Annotated in this window: 19 protein-coding genes; 8 read left to right on the forward strand and 11 right to left on the reverse strand. The window is 35.6% G+C overall.

The genetic code is table 11. From position 1 onward, the window contains the following. Positions 1 to 208 precede the first annotated feature (208 nt). The gene (locus KZH69_RS18035; protein WP_219318875.1) at positions 209 to 1,810 is read right to left on the reverse strand and encodes a fumarate hydratase; all 1,602 of its coding nucleotides are present in this window, start codon (positions 1,808 to 1,810) and stop codon (positions 209 to 211) included. 349 nt (positions 1,811 to 2,159) lie between these two features. On the opposite strand from KZH69_RS18035, the gene KZH69_RS18040 reads away from it, so the two are divergent. Continuing rightward, the gene (locus KZH69_RS18040) at positions 2,160 to 4,940 is read left to right on the forward strand and encodes a M4 family metallopeptidase (RefSeq protein WP_219318876.1); all 2,781 of its coding nucleotides are present in this window, start codon (positions 2,160 to 2,162) and stop codon (positions 4,938 to 4,940) included. A 119-nt stretch (positions 4,941 to 5,059) separates the two neighbouring features. On the opposite strand, the gene KZH69_RS18045 is transcribed toward KZH69_RS18040, so the two are convergent. Beyond that, the gene (locus KZH69_RS18045) at positions 5,060 to 6,499 is read right to left on the reverse strand and encodes a nucleoside recognition domain-containing protein (RefSeq protein ID WP_219318877.1); all 1,440 of its coding nucleotides are present in this window, start codon (positions 6,497 to 6,499) and stop codon (positions 5,060 to 5,062) included. 293 nt (positions 6,500 to 6,792) lie between these two features. Between KZH69_RS18045 and KZH69_RS20730 the strand changes: the two genes are divergently transcribed. The 6 genes from KZH69_RS20730 to KZH69_RS18075 all read left to right on the forward strand — a co-directional run bounded on the left by KZH69_RS20730 (position 6,793) and on the right by KZH69_RS18075 (position 13,505). Beyond that, positions 6,793 to 7,218: a DUF2452 domain-containing protein gene (locus tag KZH69_RS20730; RefSeq protein ID WP_219318878.1), complete on the forward strand. Its 426-nt coding sequence runs from the start codon at positions 6,793 to 6,795 to the stop codon at positions 7,216 to 7,218. 350 nt (positions 7,219 to 7,568) lie between these two features. After that, positions 7,569 to 8,216, forward strand: coding sequence for a flavin reductase family protein (locus KZH69_RS18055; RefSeq protein WP_219318879.1), 648 nt, complete (start codon positions 7,569 to 7,571; stop codon positions 8,214 to 8,216). Next, on the forward strand, positions 8,213 to 9,721 hold the full coding sequence (locus tag KZH69_RS18060) for a cryptochrome/deoxyribodipyrimidine photo-lyase family protein (protein WP_219318880.1): 1,509 nt from the start codon (positions 8,213 to 8,215) through the stop codon (positions 9,719 to 9,721). The genes KZH69_RS18055 and KZH69_RS18060 overlap by 4 nt, the downstream gene beginning before the upstream one ends. After that, complete coding sequence (locus tag KZH69_RS18065) at positions 9,718 to 10,437, forward strand: YqjF family protein (RefSeq protein WP_219318881.1); 720 nt, start codon at positions 9,718 to 9,720, stop codon at positions 10,435 to 10,437. Before KZH69_RS18060 ends, KZH69_RS18065 begins: the two co-directional genes overlap by 4 nt. A gap of 237 nt (positions 10,438 to 10,674) precedes the next feature. Further along, positions 10,675 to 12,210 (forward strand): cryptochrome/photolyase family protein, encoded by a 1,536-nt coding sequence (locus KZH69_RS18070; RefSeq protein ID WP_219318882.1) that lies wholly within the window; start codon positions 10,675 to 10,677, stop codon positions 12,208 to 12,210. Further along, complete coding sequence (locus tag KZH69_RS18075; protein ID WP_219318883.1) at positions 12,210 to 13,505, forward strand: DASH family cryptochrome; 1,296 nt, start codon at positions 12,210 to 12,212, stop codon at positions 13,503 to 13,505. The genes KZH69_RS18070 and KZH69_RS18075 overlap by 1 nt, the downstream gene beginning before the upstream one ends. A 23-nt stretch (positions 13,506 to 13,528) precedes the next feature. Here the strand turns inward: KZH69_RS18075 and KZH69_RS18080 are convergent, their stop codons facing one another. Both KZH69_RS18080 and KZH69_RS18085 read right to left on the reverse strand, forming a co-directional pair. Then, on the reverse strand, positions 13,529 to 14,242 hold the full coding sequence (locus tag KZH69_RS18080; RefSeq protein WP_219318884.1) for a 3'-5' exonuclease: 714 nt from the start codon (positions 14,240 to 14,242) through the stop codon (positions 13,529 to 13,531). A 49-nt stretch (positions 14,243 to 14,291) separates the two neighbouring features. After that, on the reverse strand, positions 14,292 to 14,762 hold the full coding sequence (locus KZH69_RS18085) for a methylated-DNA--[protein]-cysteine S-methyltransferase (RefSeq protein ID WP_219318885.1): 471 nt from the start codon (positions 14,760 to 14,762) through the stop codon (positions 14,292 to 14,294). Positions 14,763 to 14,856: 94 nt separating this feature from the next. Between KZH69_RS18085 and KZH69_RS18090 the strand changes: the two genes are divergently transcribed. Further along, positions 14,857 to 15,093: a hypothetical protein gene (locus tag KZH69_RS18090; protein WP_219318886.1), complete on the forward strand. Its 237-nt coding sequence runs from the start codon at positions 14,857 to 14,859 to the stop codon at positions 15,091 to 15,093. On the opposite strand, the gene KZH69_RS18095 is transcribed toward KZH69_RS18090, so the two are convergent. From KZH69_RS18095 to KZH69_RS18125, 7 genes are all read right to left on the reverse strand, one after another. Further along, positions 15,061 to 15,450: a c-type cytochrome gene (locus KZH69_RS18095; protein WP_219318887.1), complete on the reverse strand. Its 390-nt coding sequence runs from the start codon at positions 15,448 to 15,450 to the stop codon at positions 15,061 to 15,063. The genes KZH69_RS18090 and KZH69_RS18095 overlap by 33 nt on opposite strands. Before the next feature lie 3 nt (positions 15,451 to 15,453). Further along, entirely contained in the window at positions 15,454 to 16,449 is a 996-nt protein-coding gene (gene hemB, locus KZH69_RS18100) for a porphobilinogen synthase (protein ID WP_219318888.1), read from the reverse strand. A 94-nt stretch (positions 16,450 to 16,543) separates the two neighbouring features. Beyond that, a complete protein-coding gene (hemF, locus tag KZH69_RS18105) occupies positions 16,544 to 17,479 on the reverse strand; it encodes an oxygen-dependent coproporphyrinogen oxidase (RefSeq protein WP_219318889.1) in 936 nt (311 codons plus the stop codon). After that, a complete protein-coding gene (locus KZH69_RS18110) occupies positions 17,469 to 17,981 on the reverse strand; it encodes a GNAT family N-acetyltransferase (RefSeq protein WP_369410684.1) in 513 nt (170 codons plus the stop codon). The genes hemF and KZH69_RS18110 overlap by 11 nt, the downstream gene beginning before the upstream one ends. Before the next feature lie 16 nt (positions 17,982 to 17,997). Beyond that, positions 17,998 to 18,381 (reverse strand): hypothetical protein, encoded by a 384-nt coding sequence (locus KZH69_RS18115; RefSeq protein WP_219318891.1) that lies wholly within the window; start codon positions 18,379 to 18,381, stop codon positions 17,998 to 18,000. A gap of 80 nt (positions 18,382 to 18,461) precedes the next feature. After that, positions 18,462 to 19,490 carry a uroporphyrinogen decarboxylase gene (hemE, locus tag KZH69_RS18120; protein ID WP_219318892.1) on the reverse strand — a complete coding sequence of 343 codons (1,029 nt, stop codon included), beginning with the start codon at positions 19,488 to 19,490 and terminating at the stop codon, positions 18,462 to 18,464. A gap of 43 nt (positions 19,491 to 19,533) precedes the next feature. Next, positions 19,534 to 20,196 (reverse strand): uroporphyrinogen-III synthase, encoded by a 663-nt coding sequence (locus KZH69_RS18125; RefSeq protein ID WP_219318893.1) that lies wholly within the window; start codon positions 20,194 to 20,196, stop codon positions 19,534 to 19,536. Positions 20,197 to 20,203 lie beyond the last annotated feature (7 nt).

Genomic DNA, 20,203 nt, shown 5'->3' on the forward strand with positions numbered 1-20,203 from the left:
TAGGAGGCTGGAAAGGTTATCTTTCAGAGAGAAAACCTGGCATCACAACCTTTTGGATTGGTCTTCAAAAATTCGCCGCAATTATGCAAGGCTGGATGCTTTTTAGAGATGTGTCCAGACCGTAGCTCAATTGAGTTGCTTTTTTTTATGTCCAAAATTTAAGTTTTAATGGTATATTGACGGTCTCCACTATATAAATTCTTTTTTTCTAAAGATTCTCAAAGAAATCATTTCCTTTATCATCAGTGATAATAAAAGCAGGGAAATCTTTAATAGTGATTTTACGGACCGCTTCCATTCCTAGCTCTTCAAAATCTACTACTTCAACAGAAAGTATGTTTTCTTTGGCTAAAATAGCTGCAGGACCTCCAATAGAGCCCAAATAGAATCCGCCGTAGGTTTTACAAGCGTTCATCACAGCTTTGGTTCTGTTTCCTTTGGCAAGCATCACCATACTACCTCCATTTTTTTGGAACTCTTCTACATAAACATCCATTCTACCGGCTGTTGTTGGCCCAAAACTTCCTGAAGCCATTCCTTCTGGAGTTTTTGCAGGTCCTGCATAATAGATTGGGTGGTTTTTAAAGTATTCTGGCATTGGTTTACCGGCATCCAATAATTCTTTGATTTTGGCGTGAGCAATATCACGAGCTACAATCAGCGTTCCGTTTAATTTTAAACGTGTTTTGATAGGGTATTGCGATAATTTTTTAAGAATATCGGCCATTGGCTGATTCAAATCAATCTCGACAGCGGGTTCCAAATGTGGCGCTGTTTTCGGCAACAAACGTTTTGGGTTTACTTCCAATTGTTCTACAAAAATACCGTCTTTGGTAATTTTTCCTTTTATATTTCTATCAGCCGAACAAGAAACTCCCAATCCAACCGGACAAGAAGCAGCGTGACGTGGCAAACGAATTACTCGAACATCGTGAGTGAAATATTTACCACCAAATTGTGCTCCAATCTGACTTTGTTGGCAAATCAACTGTACTCTCTTTTCCCATTCCAAATCACGGAAAGCCTGACCCGCCATGTTACCTGTAGTAGGCAAATGATCAAAATAACCTGCAGATGCTTTTTTAACGGCGGCCAAATTTGCTTCCGCAGATGTTCCTCCTATCACTAAAGCCAAGTGATACGGCGGACAAGCCGAAGTTCCCAAATCCATAATTTTTGCACGAATGAAAGCATCCAGCGATTTTTCATTCAATAACGACTTTGTTTGTTGATACAAATACGTTTTATTGGCAGAACCTCCACCTTTTGCTAAAAACAAAAACTCATACGAAGCTCCTTTTTTAGCATAAATATCAATCTGAGCCGGAAGATTAGAACCGGAATTCTTTTCCTCAAACATACTAATTGGTACAATTTGGGAATAACGAAGGTTACGCTCTTGATAAGTGTTAAATATCCCTTTGGAAAGCCATTCAGCATCATCCACACCTGTATATACGTTTTCTCCTTTTTTGGCCATTACAATCGCTGTTCCTGTGTCCTGACAAGAAGGCAACTCCCCATCGATAGCCACAACTGCATTTTGCAATAAATTATAAGCAACGAAACGATCGTTATCGGTCGCTTCCGGATCATCAAGAATCGCTTTTAATTTTTCCAAATGCGCAGTACGTAACATAAATGATACATCCTTCAACGCTTCTTGAGCCAATAACTCCAATCCTTTTGGGTCAACGGTAAGGATTTCTCTTTCTCCGAGTTTTTCCACATTTACATAATCTGAAGTAATTTTACGATATTGTGTATCGTCTTTTAAAATTGGATAAGGATCCTGGTATATAAAGTCCATAATTTGATTTTTTTTAAAGAAAGCCAAATATAAGAATTGTTCAAAGAATCATAACTGATTTATATCACCTTCCATACCAAATTGTTTGAAAACAATTAAATAATTACTGAAAACCTTCGATTTGAATTAGACAAATTGATGACAAACCTCAAAATTTAAATTATTAAACCACTTTTAATCTCTTTCTATAAATATTAACCTAAAAATCTACTCGCTTAGATTTTTATCATTAAATCAAAAAACACAATCATATAATCAGGTATTTATACGCTACTGTAATTATTTTACAACAAATACATTTGACTTTGTTATAAAATTTACAATTTAATAATTAACCAAACTAACCCAAATGGAAAAAAAATTACAAAAAATCATTGTCCTAACATTCGCCTCATCAATGTTATCATTGACAAGTTTTGCGCAAAAAACTGAGAAAGGCATCAGTCAGAAAAATTTATCAGAGAATGGATCTCCAAGTTTAATAACTTTCAATGAAAAATCAGAGTATAAAAGATCTGATTTTCAAAAGGCATTAAAAGACCAATTAAAATTAGATAATAAACAAACGTATTCTAAAATTAAAGCGGAATCAGATAAAGACGGATTTACACACGAAAAATTCCAATTATATCATGAGGGAATTAAAGTAGAATTTGCAACATACAGTATTCATTCTAAAAATGATAAAATAGCATCAATGAGTGGTGAGTATTATACTATCAACAAAGTAAATACAAAACCAACCCTTTCTGCCGAAGCTGCATTTGAAAAGGCCTTAAATCAAATTGGAGCTAAAAACTATTTATGGGAAAATCAAGCGGATGCAACTGTAATGAATTATTCCAAACCAAAAGGCGAACTTGTTTTGTTACCATCAATGGAAGAACAAGGTCTTAAACGCAAAAAAGACAATGTTCGTTTGGCTTATAAATTCGATATCTATGCCACAAATCCTATTAGTCGTGGGGATATTTATATTGATGCCGAAACTGGACAAACGTTATTTTATAATGCAACCATTAAGCATTTGGGAGAATTTAGTCATGGGGGGAAAACTGTTTCTTCAGAAAAAAAAGGAACTAACGCGGACAAAGTAAATTTTGCCATTGTTGCTGCAAATGCTGCAACACGATATAGTGGAACTCAGACATTACAAACAACTTTAAGTGGTTTGTCTTATATTTTATCGGATGGAACTAGAGGAAATGGGGTTCAAACGTATAATTCTGCAAGAACTGCAACCTATCCAACAACAAATTTTACGGATGCGGATAATAACTGGACGGCCGCTGAATTCAACAACACCAACAAAGACAATGGAGCCTTAGATGCTCATTGGGGAGCAGAAATGACGTACGATTATTGGTCAGCAGTGCATGCAAGAAATAGTTATGACAACGCAGGGGCAAAAATAAAAAGCTATGTACATTATAATTTAATTGCTGCTGGTTACCCAGACAACAACAATGCTTTTTGGAACGGTAGTGTTATGACTTACGGAGATGGAAGTGGAACTGGTGGATTTGATATTCTTACCGCACTGGATGTTGCTGGACACGAAATAGGACATGCAGTTTGTACCTATACGGCAAATCTGGCCTACCAAAAAGAATCAGGAGCCATGAATGAAGCGTTCTCCGATATTTGGGGAGCCTGTATAGAATACAGAGCAGCACCAACAAAATCAACATGGCTGATTGGTGAAGACATCGAAAGAAGAACAGGACATTTATCTTTAAGATCCATGAGCAATCCAAAAACAGAAGGGCAACCTGATACTTATGGAGGAACCAATTGGTACAATGTAAGCTGCACCCCATCAAGCTCGAATGATCAATGTGGTGTTCATAGAAATTCTGGAGTTTTAAACCATTGGTTTTACATTTTATCAGTTGGTAAATCAGGTACAAATGATATCGGAAGCGCCTATAATGTTACAGGAATTACAATTGATAAAGCTGCCAAAATTGCCTATCGTTTAGAGAGTGTGTATTTGTCAGCAAACTCAACTTATGCCAATGCCCGAACTTACGGAATTCAATCTGCTACGGATCTTTATGGAGCGGGTTCGGCAGAAGTAATAGCAACCACAAATGCTTTTTATGCAGTGGGTGTTGGAGCAGCCTATTCTGGTTCTTCTGATACTACTGCACCAACAGCACCAACAAGTTTGGCCGCTGCTGGAACCACATCAACGACTACAAATTTGACTTGGGCAGCTTCGACAGACAATGTAGCAGTAACTGGATATAATGTTTATAATGGTACTACATTAGTAACAACTGTTACAGGATTGGCTTACACTGTAACTGGTTTAACAGCAAGTACTGCCTATACTTTCACAGTAAAAGCCAAAGATGCTGCAGGTAACCTTTCTGCTGCAAGTACTGCAGTTAATGTAACGACAACGGCATCAACAATTACCTATTGTACTTCTAAAGGAAGCAGTGTTGCTTATGAATACATTGATAATGTAGCAATTGGAGGTATTGCAAATGCTACTGGTGCAAATGCAGGTTATGGAAACTTCACCAACTTAACTGGAAACTTGCCTTACGGTTCAAATACAATAATTTTGAGTGCTGCTTTTGCGAGTACAGCTTACACTGAATATTGGAGAGTTTGGATCGATTTTAATAAAAATGGAACTTTCGAAACTTCTGAGCAAATGGTAGCAGGTTCCTCTTCTCTGAGTACTAATCTTTCCTATACTTTTACTGTTCCAACAACTGCTTTGGCAGGAACTACAAGAATGAGAGTGTCTATGAAATACAACGCTGCTCAAACTGCTTGTGAAACGTTCTCTTATGGAGAGGTAGAAGATTATACGGTAAACATTGGTGCAGCAGCAATAACAGGATTTAATAATACAATTGCAAGTGAATTGGGCAATGAGAATAATTTATTTGATTATACAATTTATCCAAACCCAACTAACAGTTTCGTAAACATTAGCATGGCTGACAACAGAAAAGTTTCTTACCGAATTATCAACTATTTGGGGCAACAAGTAGATGCAGGAAAACTTTCTGAAAACGCAATTAATGTTAATAAATTAAGTACTGGTACTTATATCATTGAAATAAATGATGGTCAAAAAACAATGACTAAAAAGTTGATTAAGAAATAATTTTTCTTTTTCTAAAAACGAAAAGCCTCACATTTCTGTGAGGCTTTTTTATGCTTAATACTTTATTAAAAACAAAGCAAAAACTTCTATTTTATTGAATTTATAATAACACTGCATTTTTAAAAAAACCAACTCGCTACCAAAATAGCGGTTATCACACAAATTAGATCAACCAAAAGCATAGTACTTAAAGCGTATCGTGAATTTTTTATGTTAACCGAACCAAAGTAAACCGCAATCACATAAAAAGTACTCTCGGCACTGCATTGAAAAATACTACTTAATCTTCCCGTTAAGGAATCGGCACCAAAAGTATTCATCGAATCAATTAAAAACCCTCGTGAACCCGCAGAACTAAAAGGTCTAAGCAATGCTACCGGTAAAGCATCGGTGATTTCTTTACTTACTCCCAAATTTGAAAATCCATAAGCAATCCATTCACTAATAATTTCAAATAAACCACTGTTCCTGAACAAAGAAATAGCCACTAACATTCCTAAGACATAAGGAAAAATGGTAACGCCCGTTTTAACTCCATTATTGGCTCCAGACACAAAGGTTTCATAAACCGTTGTATTGGCTTCTGTGAATTTCTTTTCTTTAATAAAGGATAAGATCAATGTAAAAGCTATAATACCAACCAATATCAATGCAGAAAGATTGGATGTAAAATAATTTTTACCAATTAGATCCAAATGGTTTACATACATTAATAAACCCACAATTGCAGCTATCAATGTCATTAAACCGATTACCAAAGAGGCGCTTTTAAAATTAATTTTTTGCTTAATTCCAACAATCAAAAAAGCAGCAATGGTACCGATAAAAGAGGTGATAATACACGGCAACATAACATCGGCAGGATTGGTCGCATTTGCAGCAGCACGATAACCAATGATAGACGTTGCAATTAAGGTAAGTCCTGAGGCATGCAAACACATGAACATGATTTGAGCATCACTGGCTTTGTCCTTATCGGGGTTTATTTCTTGTAAACTTTCCATGGCTTTTAATCCAAAAGGTGTAGCTGCGGAATCCAATCCCAAGAAATTGGCGGCAAAGTTTAATGTCATATAGGAAATCGAAGGATGATTTTTGGGAATACTTGGAAACACTTTCACAAATACTGGACTCAAAACTCTAGCCAGTTTCTCTGTTGCTCCAGAAATGATTAAAAGTTCCATCAATCCACAGAAGAATGCCAAATAAGCAATAAGTGGTATGATTAAGTCGAGCAACGTACTTTTACAGGTTGGCAAAAGCCCATCTGATTTTTGAACACCACTGAAAATCTTTACGGTTTTGTTCTTATAAACGTAAGTGGTATCTGCATTAATGGTATCTCTGTTGATTATCATCGTTTGGTCTGGCGCATTTTTGATGCTGTCTTTGATAAAAACAGGAACTTGATTGATGTATTTTTCGGAAAGTAAAATAGGGTCGTCTTTTTTTCCATTCAAAATAAAATCTATCGTGTAACTATTACCCGTAAACAAACTAATTACAACAAATACAATCGAAGAAATGAAAATAGTGAGCCAAAATCTACTTAATACCATAATATATAATTTTTGTAAATGTAATAATTAATTCATAAATCATATTCGAGTATTGAGTTAAAGGAGTAAAACAAACAGTTTCAATTAATATCAGTAAAAAGAATCTTTTGTCTGATTAAAAAAGACTTCAGCTTTTTTTAAATCTTTCTATTTAATAAGAATAGTAGACGATAATAATAATTAGATATTAAATTCTAGCTAAAAATTTAATTCATGCTAAATAAAACCTATCTTTGTTTAACATTTTTAATTAAACGTTAAACAAATTATGGGCCAAATATATTTTTAGCAAAGTGGAAAAACAAAAACCGGACAACATAGTATACTCAGATGTGGAAGGATATAACGCTTATTTATTACCCTACGCCACAACAGTTGGTGCGCCAGTAATAAAAACAGATAATATAGTGGCTTGGAAAACAAGAGGAATCCATCAAGTAAATAGAGAATTTGAAGATAAATTTAGTCAGCTCAAAGAGCAGTACCAAAAATTAATGGAAGAGTATGAATGGAACGATTTAGTATATAACAGTAAATTTTCATTTGAACCCGTTATTGGCGAAATCTATCATATGTACACCTCCAATGATGGCACTAATTTCTTATCCTTAATTGGACCCCATGAATGGAACAAAGAACATATTGCCTCTTTCAAATTGAATAGCGACAAAAAATGGATTAAACTAGAGCTATCTAATGCTATTTTTCCAAATATCTAATGATTTTATATTCCATTATAGTTTACTCAAAATAAATTTACGAATGCTAAAATCTCTAAACCAACAACAACTCCAAAAACGGAACTCGACAACAGAATAATGGACTGAATTATTGAAATAACATAAGGAAAATCATGTCCTATTTGATGCCATGAAATATGAATTTGGATTGAGAGATTCAGAAGTATGAGGATAAATGAAAAAAGAACTTAGCTTTTTCGAGTTATAAATAATGGCGCAACTAGTTGAAATATACAAAACTGGCACATAGCCATGCGAACCGAAGGAATAGATTGATATAAATGCGAGCTACAAAGAGCCATCACCAATAATAAAATATCAAAAAGATAATGACAAAGACATTTATAAATTCCCAAGAAATAAAAACCTTATCCAAACAAGAAAAAACACATCTTATCAACAGTCTCGGAGGATTTAAAAGCGTTGGTTTGATTGGAACAAAATCATTAAAAGGGAATGCCAATTTGGCTGTTTTCAGTTCCATTTTTCACATTGGAGCACATCCCCCTTTGATAGCTTTGATCTTTCGCCCTTCACCCCCCGATAGAGATACTCTCATTAACATCATTGAAACTGGATTTTATACCATAAACCATGTCAATGAAACTATTTTCAAACAAGCCCATCAAACTTCGGCTAGATATAATCCATCGGTTTCAGAATTTGAAGTAACAGGTTTAACACCAGAATATAAAAACAATTTTGAAGCTCCTTTTGTACAAGAAAGCAACATACAACTGGGCATAGAATTCAAAGAAAAAATTGATATTACAATCAACAGTACTCAAATGGTAATCGGTGAGATTGTACAAATATATTTTCCGCAAGGGTGTCAATCTACTGATGGCTTTATTGATATTGAAAAAGCAAACACAATTACTTGTTCTGGATTGGATAGTTATCATAAGACGATTAAACTGGATAGACTAAGCTATGCCAAACCAAATTTAGCCATAACTTCAATTGCATCAATTTGAACAAAAGAGCCATAAATATTGTTTGGTTCAAACGAGACTTACGTTTAATAGACAACGTAGCGCTTTTTAATGCGCATCAGTCTGGATTACCTTTGTTATTGCTGTACTGTTTTGAACCTTTGGTAATGAATTATGATGATTCAGACATTCGGCACTGGAGATTTGTATATGAATCCATACAAGATTTACAACACAACTTAAAAAGTTCAACTTCAAAAATATATATTTTTCACGAAGAAGCTTCGGTTGTTTTTAAAGCAATACAAGCCATTTACGATATAAAAATTGTTTTCTCTCACCAAGAAATTGGGAATAAAATTACTTTTGATAGAGATCTGTTTTTGCAAAGTTATTTTCAAGAAAACAACATTAGTTGGGAAGAATCTCAAATGCACGGTGTTATTCGTAAATTGAAATCGAGAATAGATTGGGACAAACGATGGGAAACAGTAATGAGGTCTGAACCCAAAATGATTACTATTGACCATCTAAATTGTATCCTTTTAGATCCAAATGAATACGATGCCATAAAGGGAAATCCCCTAGACACTGAAATTACTACTCCAAATAAAAATTTTCAGCAAGGTGGAGAGAATTTAGCCTGGAGGTATCTGGATAGTTTTGTCAAAGTGCGCCATGTAAATTATAGCAAACACATATCAAAACCAGCATTAAGTCGCAAAGGTTGTAGCCGAATGTCTCCCTATCTAACGTACGGGAACATCAGTATGCGAATGATTTATCAATATACCAATCAGCATTACCAGAGTTCACCTAACAAAAGAGCAATGCTCAACTTTGTCTCGAGATTGCATTGGCATTGTCATTTTATACAAAAGTTTGAAGATGAATGTACTATGGAGTTTGAGAATATTAATAAAGCCTACAATCTTTTGGTCAAACCAAAAAACGAAACGTACATTAAAGCTTGGCAAGAAGGCAAAACTGGTGTTCCAATTGTTGATGCCTGTATGCGGTGTTTGGTAGCTACAGGATATATCAATTTCAGAATGCGAGCTATGGTGGTATCATTTTTTACTTTTAACTTATGGCAAGACTGGCGTGAACTTCATTTTCTTGCGAGGCAATTCTTGGACTATGAACCAGGCATTCATTATCCGCAAATACAAATGCAGTCGGGCACTACAGGAATCAATACCATTCGCATTTACAGTCCTATTAAAAATTCGGAAGAGCACGACCCTGAAGGAATATTCATTAAACAATGGTTGCCAGAACTAGCAGAAATTCCAGTTTCATTACTACACGAGCCTTGGAAAATGAACGCTATAGAACAACAATTTTATAATTGTGAAATAGGGAAGGATTACCCAAATCCTATCGTAAATATAGAAGAATCCAGAAAATATGCCAGTGATATTGTATGGAGTTTTCGAAAAAAAGAAGAAGTTAAAGAAGAAGGAAAACGAATTTTGAAAAAACATGTTTCGAATCCAAATTCCAAGAGAACCGTATTAAAAACAAAAAACAAAAAGAAAAAATGAGTATATTTTTGAAAGCAAACTGGGAACACATCATTATGGCCAATTATATAATTGATTCAAATTTACTCAACCCCTTTTTGCCAAAGGGAGTAGAATTGGATTTATTTGAAGGGAATGCCTACGTAAGTCTTGTTGGATTTATGTTCAAAAACACCAAGATTTTCAGTGTTCCAATTCCGCGTTTAGGAACTTTTGAGGAAATTAATTTAAGGTTCTATGTTGTTCGCAAAGAAAACAATCAAATCAAAAGAGGTGTGGTTTTTATAAACGAAACGATTCCTTATCCTATTGTTGCTTGGATGGCCAATAAATTGTACAAAGAACATTATACAGTAGTTCCTACCCGACATCAAATTCAAAAAAGGCTACATACAAACAAAGTAAATTTTGAATGGTTCTTGAATACCAAGTGGAATAGCATTTATGTGGAAGCCAAAAATGAAGCAAATCCAATGAAAGCGGGAAGTTTGGAACAGTTTATTTACGAACATTATTATGGCTATACCAAAGTAAATGCGACTAAAACATTAGAATATAAACTACAGCACCTAAGCTGGAAAACATACGCAGTTTTGGATTACTCAATTGATTGTGATTTTGAAGGTATGTATGGCAAATCCTTTTCTGTTTTGAAAAATTCGCAACCAGAAGCTGTTTTTATGGCAGAAGGTTCGTTAGTTAAAATTGAGTGGGAACGAACAGAATTAAAAGACTGAATATAAAATCCTATGGTCAATTTGCCGCAAAACACCAATCAAGATCAGGCGATACCTTATTTTAGAATTTTAAATAGTATTTATATGTGAAAGGTAAAAAACCAAAACGTACCCATTAAAGTATGTGCGGTTTACAAAAAGCCTTTTGTATGGTGCAAAAAATGAGAAAAAGTTTGAGATGAAGTTTAATACTGCAGTGACAAATGCAGAATGAATAAAATAATCTGCAGAAAACAAATGAAAAAGACTCTACGATTAATTCTTGGCGATCAACTCAACAGCAATCATTCTTGGTTCAAAACCGCTGATGATGCTATAACTTATGTCTTGATGGAAATCCGCTCCGAAACAGATTATGCCCAACATCATATTCAGAAAATTGTGGGTTTCTTTGCTTCCATGCAAAATTTTGCCTCAGAATTACAATCTAACAATCACAACGTTATCTATGTTTATTTGAATGATCCGACAAACTTACAGTCATTTGATAAAAATATTTTGGCTCTAATTGAAAAACATCATTTTAACAATTTTGAATTTCAAAAACCAGATGAATACCGATTGGACGAACTGCTGAAAAATTTCAGCAAAAAAATAGCTATACCAAGTACTATCGCCGATTCGGAACATTTTTTTTCTACAAGAGTAGAATTGAGCACTTTTTTTGAACGTAAAAAAACGTTTTTGATGGAAAGTTTCTATCATTACATGCGAAAAAAACACCATATTTTGATGGAAGGCGACAAGCCAATTAGCGGTAAATGGAACTTTGATGGTGATAATCGAAAAAAACTACCCAAAAACCATAAACCAACGACTCCATTGGTGTTCAATAATAATGTGGTAGAAATTGTAGACGAAATCAACCAAACCAATATTAAAACTATAGGAAATATTGACGCCAAAAACTTTGTTTGGCCCATTAACAGAGAACAATCGTTGCAATTATTAGATTTTTTCGCCATCGAATGTTTGCCTTTATTTGGGAGCTATCAAGATGCGATGTCGCCCAATGAATGGTCCTTGTACCATGCCAGACTATCCTTTTCGATGAATATAAAAATGATTTCACCTCAAGAAGTTATTGAAAGATGCATTGAGGAATGGCATAAACGACCAACCGAAATAGAATACCATCAATTGGAAGGATTTGTTAGGCAAATTATTGGTTGGAGAGAATACATGCGAGGTATCTATTGGAATAAAATGCCCGAATACGCTTCAATGAATTATTTTGATCACGAAGCCAAACTACCAGATTGGTATTGGACAGGGAAAACCAAAATGAATTGTCTCAGAGACGCTATTCAACAATCTTTAGATTACAGTTATGCACACCACATTCAACGATTGATGATTACCGGCAATTTTGCCCTTTTAGCAGGCATACATCCAGATGAGGTAGATCGTTGGTATCTGGGTATTTATATTGATGCAATTCAATGGGTTGAAATTACCAATACCCGAGGCATGAGCCAGTTTGCAGATGGAGGAATAGTAGGTACAAAACCCTATGTGAGTTCTGCAAATTATATTGATAAAATGAGTCATTATTGTGGGTCTTGTTTTTATAAAAAAGCACTAAAAACAGGAGACAAAGCCTGTCCGTTTAATAGCTTATATTGGAATTTCTATGATAAAAACGAAGGGAAATTAGGCAAAAACCCACGAATTGGCATGATGTATAATCTTTGGAGAAAAATGAAAGTCGAAACTAAATCTGAAATACTTGAACAAGCCGATTACTATTTGAAAAATATAAATGAGTTATGATGGAAACAGCTGTAGTTTGGTTCAAAACCGACCTGAGAATATCCGATAATGAGACTCTTTTAAAAGCAATTGAACAAAGTGATCAGATTATTCCAGTTTATTGCTTTGATGATGCTCATTTTGAATGTACTAAATATGGATTTAAAAAAACAGGGAGTATTAGAGCACAATTTTTATTAGAATCATTAAGAGATTTGGATGAAAATCTACGGAATATCGGTTCTGGTTTATTAATTGTAAAAGGAAAACCAGAGATTGAAATTCCTAAAATAGCAAAACAATTTAGTGCGCAAAAAGTCTTTTCAAAACGAGAAGTTGCATTTGAGGAACTACAAACAGAAAAGCTAGTTCAAGAAGAGTTGCTTAAAGTTAATTGTGAATTAGAGACTTTTTGTACCAGTACTTTATATAATACTGAAGACTTGCCTTTTACTCTAAAAACCATTCCAGATGTTTTTACCAACTTTAGAAAAAAAACAGAAAATGAGGCCAAGATACGAACGAAATTTAAACCTCCTGAAACGATTAAATCTCCTACGATTCCTGCATTAAAATTACCAAGTTTGGAAGAATTAGGACTAGAACCTATATCAATTGATTCTCGGGCAGCAATTCAATTTAAAGGAGGCGAGACTGAAGCTGATAAAAGATTAATGCATTATTTTTTTGAAACAAAGTTATTGTCTACCTACAAAGAAACTAGAAATGGAATGGTAGGTGCTGATTATTCATCAAAATTTTCTCCTTGGTTGGCACTGGGATGTATTTCTCCAAGAACTATTTATCATGAAATCAAAAACTACGAAAAAGAATATGGTGCAAATGAATCCACGTATTGGCTGGTTTTTGAATTACTCTGGCGCGACTTTTTTAGAATTATGTTCAAAAAATACCAAACCAAGTTTTTCTTATATTCCGGAATTCAAACCAAGAAGGAAAACTCAAAATCACTAAATGAAAGCTTGCTATGGAGCTGGATAAACGGAACAACAAAATCTGATTTTATCAATGCTAATATGTTAGAATTAAAGCAAACTGGTTTTATGAGCAATCGCGGAAGACAAAATGTAGCCAGTTATTTTTGCAACGAACTCAACATGGATTGGAGAATCGGAGCTGCCTATTTTGAACAAGAGCTCATAGATTATGATGTTTGCAGCAATTGGGGAAATTGGGCTTATCTTGCAGGCGTTGGCAATGACCCAAGAGGACATCGGTATTTTAATATCGAAAAACAAGCTGCCGATTACGACAAACAAATGGAATTTAGAAATTTGTGGTTGACGAACAAATGATTTATTTTACTAAACTTAGATAATTAGACATGAATAATCTCTTCCTCAATTAACAAATCTTCTCGTCGAAGGCGGAGGAAAATCTGAGCTACGGCAATAGTGTCTTTTTCGCAATAGGTTACAATGCGGTCAATGTCTTTGTCTACATAAAAAACATGCCCCACCTGACTGCCGTTAATATCGCCTTTTGGGGATGGAATTCCGAGTACTTTACACATTAATTTTAAGGAAGTAAAATGTTTGTAATCGCCAAATTTCCATAATTCTAATGTATCCAAATGTGGGATTTCCCAAGGTTTCTTGCCGAATAAATTCAGTTTGTTGGGAATAGCTATTTGATTGATAATCATTCGACGGGCGAGAAATGGAATGTCAAATTCTTTGGCATTGTGCCCGCACAAAACGTGTTGCGGTTGGTTGAAGTGATTGTTTACTAAATTATTGAAGTCATTAAGAATTTTCTTTTCATCTCCAAAAAAGGAAGTCACTCTAAAATTTCGAATATCGCCTTTGATTGTAAAATACCCGACCGAAATGCAAACGATTTTGCCAAACTCAGCCCAAATTCCGGCGCGGTCATAGAATTCTTCTCCAGAAAACTCGTCTTTGCGTTGGTACAATGTTTTTTGTTCCCAAAGCGATTGCATTTCGGAATCGAGTGAATTGAAGTTTTCTTCTTCTGGAACGGTTTCTATATCCAGGAAGAGTATGTTGTTGAGGTTTATTTTTTCAATCATCTTTTATAAGTTTTGCAAAACGAATATAAGAAATTTATTCAATAAATCCTTAAAACAAACTTTGTTGTGTAGTAGGATTCTCGTGTTCCAACAACCATTTTTTGCGCCATAATCCTCCTGCGTAACCCGTGAGGGAACCGTCTGTGCCAATGACCCTGTGACAAGGAACAACAATCCAAAGCGGGTTTTTTCCGTTGGCGGAAGCTACGGCTCGAATGGCTTTTACATCTCCCAAAATTTTGGACTGTTCCAGATATGTTCTGGTTTTCCCAAATGGAATTTCGAGTAAGGCATTCCAGACTTTTTGTTGGAATTCGGTTCCTTTTGGATTGAGTTTGAAATCAAAATCGGTTCGTTTTCCTTCGAAATAATCGTTAAGTTGTGTAACGGCTTCTTGCAAAACAGTCGGAATGTCTGCCGAAAGAATTCCTTCATCCGAAACAGAAATTACTGATATACCATTTTCATCTCCCATAATTGTGGCAATTCCCAAAGGGGTTTTGATATAAACTGTTTCCATAATTTTGAATAAATTGAACTGCAAAGTACACACCCGAGCGAAGGCGAACTGACGAAGTAAAGTTATTGCAAAGTTTGCAAAGAATTTTAAAAGGATGAAAATAAAAAAACCACTCGTTTACACCAATGGTTCTTGTTTTTTAGCCCTGATGAGAATGGAAAGCCTCGATGGAATAAATCAATTTTTTCTTGTGTTACAAGAGCGACCAACGGAAGCTCCTTGTGGCACAGTAGAAAAAACGATTTATGACGGAGAGCTTGTAATGGACAGCAGGAAACAGCTCCGTCCTAAAACTAATTTATTTCAAATTGAAATAAATATAAGCTTCTAATGCTTGTAATTCTTCGTCTGACATTTCCTCGGTAATCGCAAAATTAGTTTTCATTACTTCGTACTGGTTTGGGTCTACAATAGGTTCGCCGTCACCTTTTAAAAATGCGACCATATCAGCATTTTTATCTTTGTAGATCTTCGCAATGTCGTGCAGACTAGGTCCAATAAGCTTTTTGTCGGGCAAGTGACACGCGATGCAATTTCCTTTGTTTTCGAAAATTTCCTTTCCAACAATTTCAGGAGATTTAATGGTTGTAGAATCTGCTGTTTGTTGAGGCTTTCCGAAAGGTTCCTGGCTCTCTTTTTTACAACTAACCAAAACTAAGAGCGTAAAAATAATTAATAGCTTTTGCATATTTTATTTATTTAAAAGTATAGCGGCTTCTTTGGCAAAATAAGTCGAAATTAGACTGGCCCCTGCCCGTTTGATACACATTAATTGTTCCATCATTATTTTGTCATGATCCAGCCACCCTCTTTCGGCAGCAGCTTTAATCATGGCATATTCACCCGATACGTGGAAAACGGTTACAGGGACATTTACGGCATTTTTTACTTCTCGAACGATGTCCAAATAGGCAATTCCAGGTTTTACCATTACCATATCGGCTCCTTCTTCGACATCTGATAAAGCTTCTTTGATGGCTTCGATGCGATTGGCATAATCCATTTGATAGGTTTTCTTGTCTTTGGGAACGGCGACATTAGATTCTTTTGGAGCGCTGTCTAACGCATCGCGGAAAGGTCCGTAAAAGGCCGAAGCATATTTGGCCGAATAACTCATGATTCCCACATGATGAAATCCTGCTGCGTCCAATCCTTCACGCAAACGCAAAACGCGTCCGTCCATCATGTCTGATGGTGCTACAAAATCGGCTCCCGCTTGTGCGTGTGAAACAGCCATTTTCACCAAAGCTGCAACGGTAGAATCGTTTTCGACATCACCATTAGCAATGATTCCGTCGTGACCATAGATAGAATACGGATCTAAAGCCACATCGGGCATTACAATCATTTCCGGGCAAGACGCTTTGATGGCGCGAATAGCTTGTTGCATTAATCCGTTTGGACTCCAAGCTTCAACACCTTCATTGTCTTTTAAATCTTCGCTCACTTTTACATAAATATTGACTGCACGAATTCCTAAAGCGTAAATTTCTTTAACTTCTTTTACCGTCAAATCAATCGAACGACGAAAGATTCCCGGCATAGAAGGGATAACTACTTCTATGTTTTCACCTTCGGCAATAAACATCGGGAACATAAAGTCGGTTGGACTTAATGTAGTTTCACGAACTAATGAACGAATGGATTCGTTAACACGTAATCTTCTACCTCTTTGTAATGGGAACATACTAATTTATGATTTTAGATTAACGATTGCTGAATTATGATTTTAAACAAATTGGCGACAACAGAAAAAATCTGCAATCACAAATCGTTAATCATCAATCTGCAATCCAATTTTTGGGTTTTTCTAATAATTTCAATAATTTCTCTTCTTCACTTCCCGCTTCAGGATGATGGTCATATACCCATTGCACGTGCGGAGGTAAACTCATCAAGATACTTTCTATTCGACCGTTGGTTTTTAAGCCAAACAAAGTGCCTTTATCGTGTACCAAATTGAATTCGACATAACGCCCACGACGGATTTCTTGCCAAGTCCTTTGTTCTGGGGTATAGTTTAAATTTTTTCTTCTTTCTACTATTGGAACGTAGGCTTCCAGGAAACTATTCCCTACTTCGCTAACAAAGTTAAACCAATTTTCCATAGACATTTGCTTCGCCTGTTCGCTATCGCTCGGGCCTTCCGTTGCTTTACAATAGTCAAAGAATAAACCGCCAATTCCACGGGCTTCGTTTCGGTGCGCATTCCAAAAATAAGCATCACATTGTTTTTTGTATTTTGGGTAAAACTCTGGATTGTGTTTGTCGCAAGCGGTTTTACAGGTTTGATGAAAATGAACCGCATCCTCTTCAAACAAATAATAAGGCGTTAAATCCTGACCGCCACCAAACCATTGCTGAATCACATTCCCATTATCGTCATACATTTCGAAATAGCGCCAATTAGCATGAACCGTTGGTACCATTGGATTTTTTGGATGCAAAACCAAACTCAATCCACAGGCAAAAAAATCGGCTTCGCCTACATTGAACATTTTTTGCATCGCTTCGGGCAATTTTCCGTGTACTGCCGAAATGTTGACTCCGCCTTTTTCAAAAACTGCTCCGTTTTCGATTACACGAGTGCGACCACCTCCGCCTTCCGGACGATCCCAAAGGTCTTCACGAAATTTGGTTTGACCATCAACGGTTTCCAATCCTGCACAGATTTGGTTTTGAAGGTTTTGTATGTATGCGTAAAATTTATTTTTCATTCTTATATTCATATAATTCCATATCTAAGGAAAGTTCGTAGGTAGGAGTAAATTCATCAACAAGTGTTCTTTGCCAAACAAAACCATTATTTTCAGCCACTTTAATACTTGCCAAATTGGTTTTGTGTGCTATGATTTGAAGGATTTCCAAATTTAATTCGTTCAAAGCATAATTCGAAATGGCCTTCACGGCTTTCGTAACCCAACCTTTGCGTTCATATTCTTTGCCTATACAATAAGCTATTTCTGCTTGTTTGGTTTTCCAATCTACTTTTTTTAGAATGACAAGTCCCATAATAGTTTGGGTTTCCTTCTCTTTTATCGCAAATGTAAAACCAGATTTAATTTCAAATTCGATTATTTTACTTTCAATATACCTTTCGGTTGCTTCCAACGTCAAATTACTGGAAAGCGTTTTAGGAAAATACCTTTTGAATCTTTCTGCATTAGTAATCATTAATTTACTAAGACTTTTAGTGTCTCTTGTCTCTAATGGTTCAATATGGAAACCTTCTTATTTAATCATTATTAGATCTAGCGACAGCTATTTTGTTAAAAATTTCAAACGAGAAGGTCTTACTTTCCGCTTGAATATAATTGTAAATGGCAATCGCTTTTGGTGAAAAATCAAACTGACTTTCTTTAGAAAAAAGGATTAAAAAATCAGCAAATATCTCGAAATGATTCCAATCAAAATGAAGACGTTCCAAGTGAACGATTAATTCTTCTTCCGTAAACTCAGTTAGACTTTCGACATTCATCGCCAAGCCTTTTAAATCATTCTCTAGATATTGAAGGTCTTCCAAATTCCAAAACTTAGGCACATAAACCAATGACATCAACTTTTTGAGTAGATTGTCAATTCGAATACTTTCTTGGTCTCTTAAGCTTTTGTTTAGCATTTTTATTGGTTGTTGGTTGCTAGTCATCAGTTGATAGTTGATAATGATTTTTCCAACAACTATTAACTAACAACTGTCAACTATTTATTCCCGTACTCCTTCACCGCATCGATAAACGCCTTAGCATGATCTACAGGGATATTTGGTAAAATTCCGTGCCCTAAATTCACGATGTATTTGTCTTTTCCAAATTCGTCAATCATTTGGTGCACCATTTTCTTGATAACCGGTATTGGGGAAAGCAAACGACTTGGGTCAAAGTTCCCTTGTAAAGTAATATTTCCACCAGACAAATATCTTGCATTTCTTGGAGAACACGTCCAGTCTACTCCTAAAGCCGAAGCTCTACTTTTACCCATTTCGCCAAGGGCAAACCAACACCCTTTTCCAAAAACAATAACCGGCGCGTCATCTGCCAAAGCTTCAACGATCTGGTTGATGTATTTCCAAGAGAATTCTTGATAGTCAACTGGAGAAAGCATTCCTCCCCAAGAATCAAAAATCTGAACGGCATCTACTCCCGCTTTTACTTTTTCTTTTAGGTATAAAATGGTGGTATCGGTAATTTTCTGCAATAACACATGAGCAGCTTCTGGATGTGTAAAACAAAATCCTTTGGCGGTATCAAAACTTTTAGAACCTTTTCCTTCAACTGCATAACAAAAGATTGTCCAAGGAGATCCTGCGAAACCAATTAACGGTACCTCATCATTCAACATTTCTTTGGTTAATTTGATGGCATCCATCACATAACCCAATGTTTCCTGAATATTGGGAACAATCACTTTCTCCACATCTTGAATGGTACGAATAGGATTTGGCAAAAATGGTCCAAAACTCTCTTTCATCAAAACCTCGATACCCATTGCTTGTGGCACTACCAATATATCCGAGAATAAAATAGCAGCATCGGGAGCAATTCTACGGATAGGTTGCACAGTGATTTCGGCAGCCAATTCTGGTGTCTGACAACGCGTAAAAAAATCATATTTATCACGCAAGGCAATGAATTCCGGTAAATATCTTCCAGCTTGACGCATCATCCAAACGGGTGGACGTTGTACTGTTTCTCCTTTTAAAGCTTTTAAAAATAAATCGTTTTTTATCATTTTTTATTCGTTTTTTTAATTCCCCCTTCGGGGGTTAGGGGGATTACTTATATTCTTCGATTACATCTTCAATCACGTCTTCAATACTGGGTTGGTCTGCAACGATGATGTTTTTTGTTATTTTATCTAATGCCTCTGCCGTAGTTTCGCCTATACAAAAGCAAATTTCTTTTTTTATAACATTGTCTTTCAAGTAACTTTCAACACCCGAAGGGCTGAAAAACAAAATGGAATCAATTTTCTCTTTAATCTTTATTGGAGTCAATAGCGTTTCGTAAACCTGAATTTCATTGAATTTTATACCCGCCTCTTTCAAAGCTTTTGGCAATGTTTCTTTTCGTAGATTACCGCTAAAGAAAGTGTAGCTTTCCTGGCTATAAATCAAAGCGATAATTTCGGCCAAATCAGCAGCATAACCCGTGTAGGCAACCACGTTGAACCCAGCTTCGGATAATAGAATTTTCGTTTTTAGTCCAACACAAAAAACATTTTTGGTTTTCAAATTGTCAACATCTGAATTTTCCAAAACACTTTGTGCCGCATTCTGACTGGTGAAAATCAAATTGTCGTTTATAGAATTGAGTTCGAATTGTTGCTTTTTCGTCGAAATGAAATCCTCCTCGAATACATCGAAACCAGCACTTAAAAGTTGTAGTCGCTGATTATCCGACAGGGTTTTAGTAGATAATATAACCGTTTTACTCATTTTTTAT

This window comes from Flavobacterium taihuense, assembly GCF_019351435.1.
GTDB classification, from domain to species: domain Bacteria; phylum Bacteroidota; class Bacteroidia; order Flavobacteriales; family Flavobacteriaceae; genus Flavobacterium; species Flavobacterium taihuense.

What these genes read in the sequence shown, in the direction of transcription:
- KZH69_RS18115 (WP_219318891.1), bottom strand. Translation starts at nt 18,381, where the DNA reads ATGCTAAACAAAAGCTTAAGAGACCAAGAAAGTATTCGAATTGACAAT.
- KZH69_RS18040 (WP_219318876.1), top strand. Translation starts at nt 2,160, where the DNA reads ATGGAAAAAAAATTACAAAAAATCATTGTCCTAACATTCGCCTCATCA.
- KZH69_RS18085 (WP_219318885.1), bottom strand. Translation starts at nt 14,762, where the DNA reads ATGGAAACAGTTTATATCAAAACCCCTTTGGGAATTGCCACAATTATG.
- KZH69_RS18125 (WP_219318893.1), bottom strand. Translation starts at nt 20,196, where the DNA reads ATGAGTAAAACGGTTATATTATCTACTAAAACCCTGTCGGATAATCAG.
- KZH69_RS18035 (WP_219318875.1), bottom strand. Translation starts at nt 1,810, where the DNA reads ATGGACTTTATATACCAGGATCCTTATCCAATTTTAAAAGACGATACA.
- KZH69_RS18080 (WP_219318884.1), bottom strand. Translation starts at nt 14,242, where the DNA reads ATGATTGAAAAAATAAACCTCAACAACATACTCTTCCTGGATATAGAA.
- KZH69_RS18055 (WP_219318879.1), top strand. Translation starts at nt 7,569, where the DNA reads ATGACAAAGACATTTATAAATTCCCAAGAAATAAAAACCTTATCCAAA.
- KZH69_RS18070 (WP_219318882.1), top strand. Translation starts at nt 10,675, where the DNA reads ATGAAAAAGACTCTACGATTAATTCTTGGCGATCAACTCAACAGCAAT.
- hemF (WP_219318889.1), bottom strand. Translation starts at nt 17,479, where the DNA reads ATGAAAAATAAATTTTACGCATACATACAAAACCTTCAAAACCAAATC.
- KZH69_RS18045 (WP_219318877.1), bottom strand. Translation starts at nt 6,499, where the DNA reads ATGGTATTAAGTAGATTTTGGCTCACTATTTTCATTTCTTCGATTGTA.
- KZH69_RS18095 (WP_219318887.1), bottom strand. Translation starts at nt 15,450, where the DNA reads ATGCAAAAGCTATTAATTATTTTTACGCTCTTAGTTTTGGTTAGTTGT.
- hemB (WP_219318888.1), bottom strand. Translation starts at nt 16,449, where the DNA reads ATGTTCCCATTACAAAGAGGTAGAAGATTACGTGTTAACGAATCCATT.
- KZH69_RS18090 (WP_219318886.1), top strand. Translation starts at nt 14,857, where the DNA reads ATGAAAATAAAAAAACCACTCGTTTACACCAATGGTTCTTGTTTTTTA.
- KZH69_RS18065 (WP_219318881.1), top strand. Translation starts at nt 9,718, where the DNA reads ATGAGTATATTTTTGAAAGCAAACTGGGAACACATCATTATGGCCAAT.
- hemE (WP_219318892.1), bottom strand. Translation starts at nt 19,490, where the DNA reads ATGATAAAAAACGATTTATTTTTAAAAGCTTTAAAAGGAGAAACAGTA.
- KZH69_RS18075 (WP_219318883.1), top strand. Translation starts at nt 12,210, where the DNA reads ATGGAAACAGCTGTAGTTTGGTTCAAAACCGACCTGAGAATATCCGAT.